This window comes from Mycobacterium sp. WMMD1722 (genome assembly GCF_049315205.1).
In the GTDB taxonomy this organism is placed as follows: Bacteria; Actinomycetota; Actinomycetes; order Mycobacteriales; family Mycobacteriaceae; genus Mycobacterium.
The window spans coordinates 1271262-1284170 of sequence record NZ_CP186056.1; the positions used below are offsets into that span (position 1 = coordinate 1271262).

At 68.2% G+C, this 12909-nt stretch carries 13 protein-coding genes; 3 read left to right on the plus strand and 10 right to left on the minus strand.

The annotated features are described in order from the left end of the window. Window positions 1-15 precede the first annotated feature (15 nt). Together ACN27E_RS05915 and ACN27E_RS05920 are read left to right on the plus strand one after the other, a co-directional pair. Window positions 16-1644 (plus strand): ATP-binding protein, encoded by a 1629-nt coding sequence (locus tag ACN27E_RS05915; protein ID WP_422749654.1) that lies wholly within the window; start codon window positions 16-18, stop codon window positions 1642-1644. Beyond that, window positions 1637-2302 (plus strand): response regulator, encoded by a 666-nt coding sequence (locus tag ACN27E_RS05920; RefSeq protein ID WP_422747361.1) that lies wholly within the window; start codon window positions 1637-1639, stop codon window positions 2300-2302. Before ACN27E_RS05915 ends, ACN27E_RS05920 begins: the two co-directional genes overlap by 8 nt. Here ACN27E_RS05920 and ACN27E_RS05925 read toward each other — a convergent pair. The 8 genes from ACN27E_RS05925 to ACN27E_RS05960 form a co-directional block, all read right to left on the minus strand. Next, window positions 2299-3624: a DUF222 domain-containing protein gene (locus tag ACN27E_RS05925; protein ID WP_422747362.1), complete on the minus strand. Its 1326-nt coding sequence runs from the start codon at window positions 3622-3624 to the stop codon at window positions 2299-2301. The two genes, ACN27E_RS05920 and ACN27E_RS05925, sit on opposite strands and share 4 nt — an antisense overlap. A gap of 4 nt (window positions 3625-3628) precedes the next feature. Next, complete coding sequence (locus ACN27E_RS05930; RefSeq protein WP_422747364.1) at window positions 3629-3751, minus strand: hypothetical protein; 123 nt, start codon at window positions 3749-3751, stop codon at window positions 3629-3631. A 35-nt stretch (window positions 3752-3786) separates the two neighbouring features. Beyond that, window positions 3787-6246, minus strand: a complete 2460-nt coding sequence (gene lgt / locus ACN27E_RS05935; RefSeq protein WP_422747365.1) for a prolipoprotein diacylglyceryl transferase — start codon at window positions 6244-6246, stop codon at window positions 3787-3789. Beyond that, window positions 6243-7031 carry a tryptophan synthase subunit alpha gene (gene trpA, locus ACN27E_RS05940; RefSeq protein WP_422747367.1) on the minus strand — a complete coding sequence of 263 codons (789 nt, stop codon included), beginning with the start codon at window positions 7029-7031 and terminating at the stop codon, window positions 6243-6245. Before trpA ends, lgt begins: the two co-directional genes overlap by 4 nt. Continuing rightward, window positions 7028-8275, minus strand: a complete 1248-nt coding sequence (gene trpB, locus ACN27E_RS05945) for a tryptophan synthase subunit beta (protein ID WP_422747369.1) — start codon at window positions 8273-8275, stop codon at window positions 7028-7030. Before trpB ends, trpA begins: the two co-directional genes overlap by 4 nt. Window position 8276: 1 nt before the next feature. Then, entirely contained in the window at window positions 8277-9095 is an 819-nt protein-coding gene (trpC, locus tag ACN27E_RS05950; protein ID WP_422747370.1) for an indole-3-glycerol phosphate synthase TrpC, read from the minus strand. 83 nt (window positions 9096-9178) lie between these two features. Further along, window positions 9179-9781: a TIGR02234 family membrane protein gene (locus ACN27E_RS05955; protein ID WP_422747372.1), complete on the minus strand. Its 603-nt coding sequence runs from the start codon at window positions 9779-9781 to the stop codon at window positions 9179-9181. Then, the gene (locus ACN27E_RS05960) at window positions 9778-11283 is read right to left on the minus strand and encodes an anthranilate synthase component I (RefSeq protein WP_422747374.1); all 1506 of its coding nucleotides are present in this window, start codon (window positions 11281-11283) and stop codon (window positions 9778-9780) included. Before ACN27E_RS05960 ends, ACN27E_RS05955 begins: the two co-directional genes overlap by 4 nt. 32 nt (window positions 11284-11315) lie before the next feature. On the opposite strand from ACN27E_RS05960, the gene ACN27E_RS05965 reads away from it, so the two are divergent. Continuing rightward, window positions 11316-11780: a peroxiredoxin gene (locus ACN27E_RS05965; RefSeq protein WP_422747375.1), complete on the plus strand. Its 465-nt coding sequence runs from the start codon at window positions 11316-11318 to the stop codon at window positions 11778-11780. Here the strand turns inward: ACN27E_RS05965 and hisI are convergent. Both hisI and hisF read right to left on the minus strand, forming a co-directional pair. Continuing rightward, the gene (gene hisI, locus ACN27E_RS05970) at window positions 11768-12124 is read right to left on the minus strand and encodes a phosphoribosyl-AMP cyclohydrolase (protein WP_422747377.1); all 357 of its coding nucleotides are present in this window, start codon (window positions 12122-12124) and stop codon (window positions 11768-11770) included. The genes ACN27E_RS05965 and hisI overlap by 13 nt on opposite strands. Next, window positions 12121-12909, minus strand: coding sequence for an imidazole glycerol phosphate synthase subunit HisF (gene hisF / locus ACN27E_RS05975; protein WP_422747379.1), 789 nt, complete (start codon window positions 12907-12909; stop codon window positions 12121-12123). Before hisF ends, hisI begins: the two co-directional genes overlap by 4 nt.

Here is a 12909-nt window from a genome sequence, read left to right on the forward strand (position 1 = left end):
TGACCTGAGTCACGCATTCGGACGCAAAGAAGGTTTTGGTCGTTGAGTTCACGGGTCTTCAGCCGACGCAGCCTGGCGGGTCAGTTCCTGGTCTTCCAGCTGCTGGTGGTCGCCATCGTGCTGCTGGCGGTCGGAGCGGTGTCGGTCACGCAATCCACCCGTGAATTCCGAGATGTGCGGGGCCAGCGCATGATCGCGGTCGCCGAGAACGTGGCGTCGACCCCGATCGTGCGAGACCGGTTCGCGGATCCGTTCGCCTCGAAGGTGCTGGCGCCGGAGGTCGATCGCGCGGTAGCGCTCTCCGGAGCCGACCTCGCCGAAATCCTGGATCCGTCGGGCCTCGTGCGGGTGTCGTCGGATCCGGCGCGGGTGGGTCAGCGGGTGGACCTGCTGGCGTCGCGGGCCGACGAGGGCAGGGCGTGGTTCGGCGACGACGACATCGGCGGGGTACACAGCCTGATCGGGCAGGTGCCGGTGCTCTCGCCGCGGGGCGAGGTGCTGGCGATCGCCTCGGTCAGCGAGGGTTACCCATCGGTGTGGGAGTTGCTCAGCGGGGCCGGCGAGCGACTGCTGGTCTATCTCGGTCTGGGCGCGGCGTTGGGCATGCTGGCATCGTGGCTGTTGTCGCGACGGATCAAACGGCACACCCGCGGGCTGGAGGTCGCCGAGATCGCCGGGTTGGCAGATCATCGGGAAGCGTTGTTGCACAGCATCCGCGAAGGTGTGGTGGCGGTGAACACCGCCGGTGTGATCACCGTGCTCAACGACAGCGCGCAGGAGCTGCTCGGGTTGTCGGGAGATGCGGTCGGACGACCGGTCGATACGGTGGGGCTGGACACGGCGGTCGTCGATTTCCTGCTCTCGGGTGAGGACGGACGTGATGTGGTGATCGCGACCAGGGCCCGCGTGCTCGCGCTCAACCGTCGCGCGGCGTCCAGCGGCGGACAACACATCGGGACGGTGACCACGATGCGCGACAGCACGGAAGTCGCGGCGCTGCAGGCGCAATTGTCGTCACACAAGAGCGTCACCGACACCCTGCGGGCGCAGGCCCACGAATTCGCCAACCAGTTGCACACGATCTCGGGGCTGGTGCAGCTGGAGGAATACGACGCCGTGCGGGATCTGGTCGGTGAGCTGACCCGACGGCGGGCGGCGATCAGCGATGCGGTGACACAGCGGATCGCTGATCCGGCGGTGGCGGCGTTACTGATCGCGAAGACGACGCTGGCCGCCGAGAACGGGGTGACGCTCTCGGTGGCGCCGATGTCGCATTTGGCGGCGCTGGAGCCCGCGCTGGCGACCGACGTCATCACCCTGCTCGGCAATCTGATCGACAACGCGGTGGACGTCTCGGTGGGCAGGGGTGACGCACAGGTGGTGGTTGGCATCTCCGACGCATCCGGCCTATCGATCAGCGTGTCGGACACCGGACCCGGTGTGCCGGCACATCTGCGAGAGGCGATCTTCGCTCGAGGCGTGACATCGAAATCGTCGGTTCCCGGTGGCCGGGGTATCGGCCTGGCGCTGGTTCGGCTGGTGACCGCGCAACACGGGGGAACCGTGGAGGTGTCCGACCGACCGGGCGGCGGGGCGGTGTTCATGGTGCAGCTGCCGCAGAGCCGGGTGGCAGCGCATGCGTGACGTCCTGGTGGTGGATGACGATTTCATGGTCGCCGACATTCACCGGCGGTTCGTCGACCGGGTCGACGGGTTCCGGGCGGTCGGAGTCGCCCGAACCGGCGCGGACGCTCTGGCGGCGGCACAGGACTTGAAGCCGCACTTGATACTTCTCGATGTCTACCTCCCGGACATGACGGGGTTAGAGGTGTTGCAACGCCTGCGCTCGTCGGGCGACCGGGTGGGCGTCATCATGATCACCGCCGCTCGCGAGCTCGACACGGTCAGCGGTGCGCTGGATGGTGGGGCGGCGGACTACCTGATCAAGCCGTTCGAATTCCCGCAGCTGCGAAGCAAACTCGAGGCGTTCGCGGCCCGCGCCGATGCTCTGGAGTCTGCACACGGTGCCGACCAATCCCTGATCGACTCACTGTTCGGACGCAACGCTTCCGGCACACCGACGCCGCTACCGAAAGGCCTCGGTGCAGAGACGGGGCGTTTGGTTCTCGATGCGGTTCAGGATGCCGGCGAGGTGTCCGCAGCGGAATGCGCTGAGATCGTGGGTATTTCGCGGGTGAGTGCTCGCCGCTACCTGGAGCACTATCTCAAAACCGGCGCACTGGAACTGCGCCTGCAGTACGGCCAGGGGCGTCCTGAGCGTCGCTACCGCGTCCGCGGCTAGGGCGGTGGATTGTTGAGCGCACGCTGAGCTTTGATCCGCTGGTCGCGGTCCTGGGCGCGCGTGCGTCGGCGTTTGGGCATCATCACACCCGACTTATCCGGTATCGCGCCCGTATTCGGGATTTTCAGCGCCGCGGAAGCGGTATCCCACTGAGGGAAGAACGCCCGACTGCCCGGTGCAGTGGTGTATGTGCGACCAGCCGGTGACGTCCATACGACCGTCCCGTCGGGCAGTTGCTGATCGGCCCAGCCGTCGGCTCCTGTCCAGAACGTCTTCAAAAGATGGTGAATTCGGCAGAGACACTTGGTGTTCGAGGCATGAGTGAGTCCATGCGGATAAGGGATGGTGTGGTCGATATCGGTGAACTCCGCCGGTCTCGAGCAGCCGGGGAACCGGCATGTCATATCGCGGGTCCATACGAAGCGCGCCAGGGCTGCTGACGGCCGATAACGGCTCTCTGGCTCATCGAGAGGTTGAGTAGCCGGAGTGACTTTGGCACCGCGGGCGATCAGATCGGCGACAATGGGAGCCGGGACTAGTGCGCCATCGGTCATCACGGCGCTGGCCGGCGAACTCGGAGTACGGGGGGCGACGGGTTGGTCGCCGTGCAATGAGCCGTCGGGCTGGGCCGTCACCGCGGCCTTGTCAGCCACGACATAGATGGTCACAGCCTCGGCTGCGGCATCGCGGGCGGCGGCGGCCCGACAGTCCTCCGACCCACATCGGCACGCCAATCGCTCTGCACCCAAAGCCATCTCGGGGATTGCGTCGGAGCGCCGTTGAGCGGCGGTTCGCGGATCGTTGACGCACACGCCCCGCAGCATCTGCGCCAGCCGTCGACGCAGCACTTCCGCAGCGGTGGACGACAACACGCCGTACACCGTGGTGGTCCCCAACTCGTCGTCGCGTGCGCCGATCCGGAAATCACGCTCTCGTGCGTTCGTCGTGCTGCGAACCAAAGCTCCGGGATCGAAGCGATTGACCCAGAAGTCGACGGATCGCTCCAGCCTTGTGCCCGACAGCGCACCCCACCCGGTTGCCGCCTCGGCGACTGCCGCGTCGATCAGCGCGATGGCGTCCACGTCGATGACCAATCGAGTACGCCAGGTAATCGTCGAGACGATCTTGGTGCTGAGCCGCCCGTCGGCGTACAGGGCCGCCACGCGCGGCAGGCGCTCCCGCAGGCAAGCAGCGATACGCATTTCGCGCGACGCCGAACGCTGGCCGATGCCCATAGCGGCCGAAACCTCCGCTGCCGCGGAATCCCAGCAGTCGCAGGCCCAATTGTCGCGCTCGTCACCCTCTACGATGCGACGGCTCATCAACTCAGCGATCGCGGCCAAACGCGCCGCCCGCCGCTGCCTCGACGCGGTGAAACTCCTCGATGGCGGCCACCACTGCAGCGTCGTCAGCATTGGCGAGGCTGGCAGCGGTGATTGTTTCGAACATGTGTTCGATTATGCCACGTGCCTATGACACGCCGCCTACCTGCGGCGACGCCACCAACGGCGGCGGAAGTTGAGCGGCAGCGCGGTCGTGTCGTCAGCGGCGGCCTGGGCATCTTGAGCCCGCTGAACAGCCGCCTCGTGCGCCTCTTCGGCGGTCTCCTCGGCCGCTTGGGCCTCATCACCCTCGACATCACCAGGCGCGGTCGACGGCTCCACCGCCCCCGGCACATCCCCGGACTCGACCTCCGGCACATCACCAACCGGCTCCGCCGCGACCTCCTCGGCCACCGCCTCAGCCTCATCGGCCCGCCCCACCGCAGCCTCATGCGCCTCAGCCGCCGACTCCTCGGCCGCTTCGGCCTCATCACCCTCGACATCACCAGGCGCGGTCGACGGCTCCACCGCCCCCGGCACATCCGCGGACTCGACCTCCGGCACATCACCAACCGGCTCCGCCGCGACCACCTCGGCCACCGCCTCAGCCTCATCGGCCCGCCCCACCGCAGCCTCATGCGCCTCAGCCGCCGACTCCTCGGCCGCTTGAGCCTCATCACCCTCGACATCACCAGGCGCGGTCGACGGCTCCACCGCCCCCGGCACATCCCCGGACTCGACCTCCGGCACATCACCAACCGGCTCCGCCGCGACCTCCTCGGCCACCGCCTCAGCCTCATCGGCCCGCGCCACCGCAGCCTCATGCGCCTCAGCCGCCGACTCCTCGGCCGCTTGAGCCTCATCACCCTCGACATCACCAGGCGCGGTCGACGGCTCCGCCACCACCGGCACATCCCCGGACTCGACCTCCGGCACATCACCAACCGGCTCCGCCGCGACCACCTCGGCCACCGCCTCAGCCTCATCGGCCCGCCCCACCGCAGCCTCATGCGCCTCAGCCGCCGATTCCTCAGCGGCGACAGCGTCCTCGCCGTCGACGGCGCCTACCGCCGTCGCCGCATCGGCATCCTCACCGGCCTGCGCGAGCTCCGCCGCCTCGACAATCTCCTCCGACGACGCCGACTCCACCGCCTCAGTCAAATCCGCCGCCTCGGCCACCGCCTCAGCCTCAACCTGACCACCCGCATCGGCATCCTCCGCGGCGATCTCCTCGGCCACAGACTCAGCCTCATCGGCGCGCTCGGCAGCCTCCTCGAGCTCGGCATCCTCACCGGCCTGCGCGAACTCCGCCGCCTCGACAATCTCCTCCGACGACGCCGACTCCACCGCCTCAGTCAAATCCGCCGCCTCGGCCACTGCCTCAGCCTCAACCTGACCACCCGCATCGGCATCCTCCGCGGCGATCTCCTCGGCCACAGACTCAGCCTCATCGGCGCGCTCGGCAGCCTCCTCGAGCTCGGCATCCTCACCGGCCTGCGCGAACTCCGCCGCCTCGACAATCTCCTCCGACGGCGCCGACTCCACCGCCTCGGTCAAATCCTCCGCCTCGGCGACCGCCTCGAAATCCTCGTCCCGTAGATCGTCATCGACATCCGGGGACAACGTCTCCGCGTCATGGGGTTCGTCCCGGTCGGCGACCTTCACCGCGGCCCCGATCCCCGACGCCGCAACCGCACCGGTGACGAGGTCCTTGACCGCCTCTTCCACGTCCTCGAGATGGTGCTCCGGATGCTCCTCGTCGACCGCTTCGCGAAGGCTCTCCGGATCCTCCCGGCCGCGCGGGGCCACCATGATGTAGACCACCGCACCGATGAACACGAACATCGATGTGAACGAATTGATCCTGATACCGGCGATATGCGTCGCCATATCGCTGCGCAACAGCTCGACCCAGAACCGGCCTAGGCAGTAGCCCGCGACATACAACGCGAACAGTCGGCCGTGACCCAACTTGAATCGGCGATCCGCCCAGATGAGAACGGCGAAAACCAGCACGTTCCACAGCAGTTCGTAGAGGAACGTCGGGTGCACCACCTCGACGACCTGGCCGGTGGACACCCCGATCAGATCGTTGCGCATCCCGTTCGCGTCGACGCGCTCGTAGATCTCCAGCCCCCACGGGACAGTGGTGGGACCGCCGTACAACTCCTGGTTGAAATAGTTCCCCAACCGGCCGATCGCCTGCGCCAGGATGATCCCCGGCGCAATCGCATCGCCGAAGGCCGGCAACGGGATTCCGCGGCGACGGCATGCAATCCACGCCCCGACACCGCCGAGCGCGACCGCACCCCAGATGCCCAGGCCGCCTTCCCAGATTCGGAAAGCAGCCGCCAGGCCCGCGCCGTCCTCACCGAAGTACGTCCGCCAGTCCGTCATCACGTGATAGAGCCGGCCACCGATCAGGCCGAACGGCACCGCCCACAGTGCGATGTCGTAGATGACGCCCTGATCGCCACCGCGGGCCTGCCACCTACGGTCTCCCAGCACTAGCGCGACGACGATGCCGACGATGATGCACAGCGCGTACGCCCGCAGCGGGAACGGACCCAGATACCAGACACCCTGTGGCGGACTCGGTAGATAGGCCAGCGTGCTGGTCACGCCGTCGCCTTCTGCCGGACACCGTCGGCAAGTTCCTCGGTCAATGCGCGCAGCGCCGGAATCCCCTCGTTGAGTGCCGACACCAACGCCGATCCGACGATCACCCCGTCGGCGAACGCACCGATCTCAGCGGCCTGCTGTCCGGAACGCACACCGAGGCCCACACCGACCGGGATGTCGGTGACAGCCTTGACCCGGCTGACCAACTCCGGCGCCGCGGTCGAGACCACATCGCGCGCGCCGGTCACGCCCATGGTGGACGCGGCGTAGACGAAACCTCGAGATGCCTCGACGGTCTTGGCCAACCGCTCGGGCGTCGACGAGGGAGCGACCAGGAAGATGCGGTCCAGGTCATTGCTTTCCGAGGCGGCCATCCATTCGTCGGCCTCCTCGGGAATCAGATCCGGCGTGATCAGCCCCAGCCCCCCGGCCGACGCGAGATCCCGGGCGAACGCCTCGATCCCCCAGCGCAGCACCGGGTTCCAGTACGTCATCACCACCGCGCTGCCGCCGGCGTCGCTGATCGCCTCGACCGCCGCCAGCGTGTCGCGCACCCGGACACCACCGCTCAAGGCCGCCTCCGTCGCCGCGGCGATCGTCGGGCCGTCCATTCCGGGATCCGAGTAGGCCACGCCGACCTCGATGATGTCGCACCCGGATTCGACCAGCGCGGTCATCGCCGAGATCGACGACGGCACGTCCGGGAATCCGGTCGGCAGATACCCGATCAGGGCCGCCCGCTGCTCGGCGCGGCAGGCTTCGAACAGTCCACCGAGCCGGCTCATAGCAACCCGAACCACTTGGCGGCGGTCTCGACGTCCTTGTCACCACGTCCGGACAGGTTGACCAAGATCACCGAGTCCGGCCCCAACTCGGCGCCGAGTTTCAGAGCGCCCGCGACGGCGTGCGCGGACTCGATCGCCGGGATGATGCCCTCGGTCTTGGACAGCAACGACAGCGCATCCATCGCCTCGGTGTCGGTGATCGGGCGGTACTCGGCACGACCGATGTCCTTGAGCAGCGCGTGCTCCGGGCCGACACCGGGATAATCCAGGCCCGCCGAGATCGAGTGCGACTCGATGGTCTGGCCGTCTTCGTCCTGCAACAGATACGAGAACGAGCCCTGGAACGCACCGGGCGACCCACCGGTGAATGTCGCAGCATGCCTGCCGGTTTCGACGCCGTCACCGGCCGCCTCGTAGCCGAGCAACCGGACTCCCGGATCGTCGATGAACGCGTGGAAGATTCCGATGGCATTGGACCCGCCGCCGACACAGGCGGTGACCGCGTCCGGTAACCGGCCGGCCTGCTCCTGGATTTGCACCCGCGCCTCCATGCCGATGATGCGCTGGAAATCGCGGACCATCAGCGGGAACGGGTGCGGGCCCGCGGCGGTACCGAAGCAGTAGTAGGTCTCGTCGGCGTTGGTCACCCAGTCGCGGAACGCCTCGTTGATCGCGTCCTTGAGCGTCTTGGACCCGGCCTCCACGGACACCACCTCGGCCCCGAGCAACCGCATCCGCGCCACGTTCAGCGCCTGCCGCGCGGTGTCGACCGCACCCATGTAGATGACGCACTGCAACCCCAGCAGCGCGCACGCGGTGGCGGTGGCCACCCCGTGCTGGCCCGCACCGGTCTCGGCGATGACGCGTGTCTTGCCCATCTGCCGTGCCAGCAGCGCCTGCCCCAACACGTTGTTGATCTTGTGGGATCCGGTGTGATTGAGGTCTTCTCGCTTGAGGAATATGCGCGCGCCACCGGCGTGGTCGCTGAGTCGCGACGCCTCGTAGAGCGGGGACGGCCGACCGCTGTAGTGCTGCTGCAGCCGATCGAGCTCATCGAGGAAGGTCTGATCGCCACGAGCCTTCTCGTAGGCCGAGGTGACCTCTTCGATGACCGCCATCAACGCCTCGGGTACGAGCCGGCCCCCGTAGGCGCCGAAATGCCCCCGGGCGTCGGGATCGTGACTGGTGGGCTCAGCGACGGCCGCGCTCGAACGCGGCAGGTCGGTCCCGGCGAATTCGGCCACGCTATCGGGACGGCTTCGGGCAGGACGGGTGGGTACCTGCGGTAACGAGATCGGCGACGGCGCTGCGCGGATCACGGCTGGTGACCAGGCCCTCGCCGACCAGAACGGCGTCCGCGCCGGCACCCGCATACGCCAGCAGGTCAGCGGTACCGCGAACGCCGGACTCGGCGACCCGGATGACGTTGGACGGCAGACCCGGGGCGATTCGGGAAAAGCAGTCGCGGTCGACGTCGAGGGTCTTCAGGTCGCGGGCGTTGACACCGATGACCGAGGCGCCCGCCTGCAGTGCCCGATCGGCCTCCTCCTCGGTATGGACCTCGACCAGCGCGGTCATACCCAGCGATTCGGTGCGCTCCAGCAGCGATTCGAGCGCCGGCTGCTCCAGGGCGGCGACGATCAGCAGCAGCATGTCCGCACCGTGCGCCCGGGCCTCGTGGATCTGGTACGGCCGCACGATGAAGTCCTTGCGCAGAACCGGGATCGAGACCGCGGCCCGCACCGCGTCGAGATCGTCGAGCGAGCCGTGGAAACGACGCTGCTCGGTGAGCACGCTGATGACCCGCGCACCGCCGTCCTCGTAGGCGCGGGCGAGCTTGGCCGGATCGCCGATCGAGGCGAGCTCACCGCGCGACGGGCTGGCCCGCTTGACCTCGGCGATGACACCGATGCCCGGTTCGCGGAGCGCCGCGAGGACGTTGATCGGCGGGGGCGCCTGCGCGGCGCGCTCCTTGATCTCAGAGAGGCTCACGACGGCTTCGCGGGCGGCGACGTCGGCACGAACTCCCTCGATGATGGAATCGAGTACGGTTCCCGAACTCATCGGTCGGTCCCCTCCTCGCGCTCGGCCGGTGTGTGACGCTGTTCGGTCTCCCCAAAGGGTAGTCGCCACTGAGGCATCCGCGGTCACCGCCCCTTGCTCTCGGGATTGGTGGGATCGCGACCCTCGTCGAGGGCGTCCCAGATCATCCGTTCCGACATGTTCTCTCCCGGTTCCTCCTGCTGCGCGGCCTCGCGCCGAGCGGCCGGCGCCGCGTACTTGGCCGTCATCGCCCGCTGTCCTGACCCGCCGCGCGCGCTACGCATCAGCAGCACCGCACCACCCAACGCGCATGCCGCGGCCGCCAGGGTGATCACCGCGCCGGTGAAATAACGCTGGGTGCCCGTCAGATCGGCCACCGCCACCTCGGCCAGGTCCGCCGCCCGCGGGGCCACGTCCTTGACGATCCACAGGCTGATGGCCAGGTAGGCCATCCCGGCACTGGCCGCAGCCACCAGCACAGCCAGCAGCCGCAGGAGCCAGCCACGCACCGCGAGGACGGCCACCGCAGCGGCCAGCACCACCAGCGCCAACGGGATGAGCGCCGTCGACCAGGCCGCGCCGCTGAGCCCGGACGTCTTGGGTTGACCGAGGCCGTCGAACGAGCTGACGTCCACCCAGGTGAAGCGCGAGGCGAGCCACAGTGCCGCCGCGGACAGCACCAGCAGGAGTTGGGCTACCCGGGTCACGGCCCCGCCAGCGTCTCCGCGGCGGCGATCGCGCCGAGCACGGCCCGCGCCTTGTTCGACGCCTCGGTGTATTCGTAGGGACCGTTCGAGTCGGCGACGACACCGCCGCCGGCCTGGACGTAGGCGACACCGCCGCGCATCAGCGCGGTGCGGATCGCGATGGCGAAATCGGCGTTACCCGCGAAGTCCAGATAGCCCAGCACACCGCCGTAGAGTCCGCGTCGCGTCATCTCGACCTCCTCGATGAGCTCCATGGCCCGCACCTTCGGCGCACCCGAGAGGGTGCCGGCCGGGAAGCAGGCCGTCACGGCGTCCAATGCCGTCCGCCCCTCGGCGAGCCGGCCCGTCACCGTCGACACCAGATGCATCACGTGGCTGTACCGCTCGATGTGGCTGTAGTCCTCCACCCGTACCGACCCCGGCTCGCACACCCGGCCCAGATCGTTGCGACCCAGGTCGACGAGCATCAGGTGCTCGGCGCGCTCCTTCTCGTCGGCCAGCAGCTCCTTCTCGAGCAGCACGTCCTCTTCCTCGGTCTCCCCGCGCCACCGGGTCCCGGCGATCGGGTGGGTCTGCGCCCGGCCGTCCTTGACCGTCACCAACGCCTCCGGACTGGAGCCGACGATCGAGAAGTCGAGATTGCCGTCGGCATCGGGGACGTTGAGCAGATACATGTACGGGCTGGGGTTGGTGACCCGCAGCATCCGGTAGACGTCCAGCGGATCTGCCGGGGTGTCCATCTCGAAGCGCTGTGAGGGCACCACCTGGAAGGCCTCGCCAGCCTCGATGTCACCGACCAGTTTGTCGACGATCGCGGTGTACTCCTGCACCGTGCGCTGCGACCGGTGCCGGGGCTGGGGACGCTCGAAGGTGGCCACGGTCGAGGCCAGCGGCTGCTCCAGCGCGGTGGTCATCACGTCCAGGCGCGCCAACGCGTCGTCGTAAGCCCAATCGACCCGTTCGTCGGTGCCGTTCCAATTGACCGCATTGGCGATCAACGTGATCGTGCCCTCGTGATGGTCGACGGCGGCGATGTCGGTGGCCAGCAGGAACAGCATGTCCGGGAGCCCGAGGTCGTCGGTCGCCAGTTCGGGGAGCCGTTCGAGCCGGCGCACCATGTCGTAGGTGAAGAAGCCGATCAGGCCGCTGGACAGCGGGGGCAGGCCCGGCAGCGCGGCGGTCTCCAGCAGACTCAGAGTGTCGCGCAGCGCGGTGAGCGGGTCACCGCCGTTGGGTGCGTCCTTCGGCGTGACCCCGAGCCAGGCCGCCTGACCGTCACGCACCGTGAGCGCCGACGGCGCACCGGCCCCGATGAACGACCACCGCGACCACGACCGGCCGTTCTCGGCCGATTCCAGCAGGAAGGTGCTCGGCCGGTTGGCGGCCAATTTGCGATACGCCGACAGCGGCGTCTCACTGTCCGCGAGCACCTTGCGGATCACCGGTACGACGCGATGGTCGGCGGCCAGCGCCCGGAAGTCCTCGCGCGAGGTCGTCTGCACGCAGCGATTCTCCCAGACGTATCGTGACGATCATGAACCGAGGCGATCGGGTGGCCGACTTCGAACTCCCCGACCAGACGGGTACCCCGCGCAGGTTGAGCGCACTGCTCGCCGATGGTCCGGTGGTGCTGTTCTTCTACCCAGCCGCAATGACGCCCGGCTGCACCAAAGAGGCCTGCCACTTCCGCGATCTGGCCGCCGAATTCACCGCGGTCGGCGCGTCGCCGGTCGGCATCAGCACCGACGCGGTCGACAAACAGGCGAAATTCGCCGACACCCAGCGCTTCGACTATCCCTTGCTGTCCGATGCGGACGGCACCGTCGCCCGGCAGTTCGGAGTCAAGCGCGGACTGCTCGGCAAGCTGATGCCGGTCAAGCGCACCACATTCGTCATCGACACCGACCGCACCGTTCTCGAGGTGATCTCCAGCGAACTCAACATGGAGACCCACGCCGACAAGGCGCTGTCCGTGCTGCGCGGCCGTCAGTCGGCCTGAGGCTCCGGCGCGAGGAGTTCGTCGGCGTCGAAACAGGTGTGCGCGCCGGTGTGACAGGCCGCCCCGGTCTGGTCGACCTCCAACAGCACCGTGTCACCGTCGCAGTCCAGACGTACCGAATGCACGTACTGGGTGTGCCCGGACGTCTCGCCCTTGACCCAATGCTGCTTTCGCGAGCGTGACCAGTACGTCGCCCGGCGGGTGCGCAGCGTACGGTCCAGCGCGACGTCGTCCATCCACGCCACCATCAGCACCTGGCCGGTGCCACGCTCCTGGGCCACCGCGGTGAACAGGCCGTTGGGGTCGCGCTTGAGGCGGGCGGCGATACCCGGATCGAGACTCACAGCCGCACCGTGATCCCTTCGGCTGCCATCGCCGCCTTCACCTCACCGATCGTCAGCTGTTTGAAGTGGAACACGCTGGCCGCCAACACCGCATCCGCACCCGCCTGCACCGCGGGCGCGAAGTGCTCGACCGCTCCGGCGCCGCCGCTGGCGATCACCGGTACCGTGACCGCGCCGCGCACCGCGCGCAGCATCGGCAGATCGAAGCCGGCCTTGGTGCCGTCGAAATCCATCGAATTGAGCAGGATCTCGCCCACCCCGAGTTCCGCGCCGCGCACGGCCCACTCCACGGCGTCGATACCGGTCCCCCGGCGCCCACCGTGGGTGGTGACCTCCCAGCCCGACGGGGTGGGTGGTGAACCCTCGGGCACCGTGCGTGCGTCGACCGACAGTACGATGCACTGTGAGCCGAATTGACGCGACATCTCGGCCAGCAGGTCGGGGCGCGCGATGGCCGCCGTGTTGACCGACACCTTGTCAGCACCTGCCCGCAGCAGCGTGTCGACGTCGGCGATCGAGCGGACCCCGCCACCGACGGTCAGCGGGATGAACACCTGCTCGGCGGTGCGGCGCACCACCTCGAGCATGGTGGACCGACCCGACGACGATGCGGTCACATCGAGGAAGGTCAGTTCGTCGGCGCCCTCGGCGTCATAGACGGCGGCCAGTTCCACGGGATCACCGGCGTCCCTGAGGTTCTCGAAATTCACACCCTTGACCACCCGGCCAGCGTCGACGTCCAGGCACGGGATGATCCGCACGGCGAGCCCTCTGTCGGCGGCCAC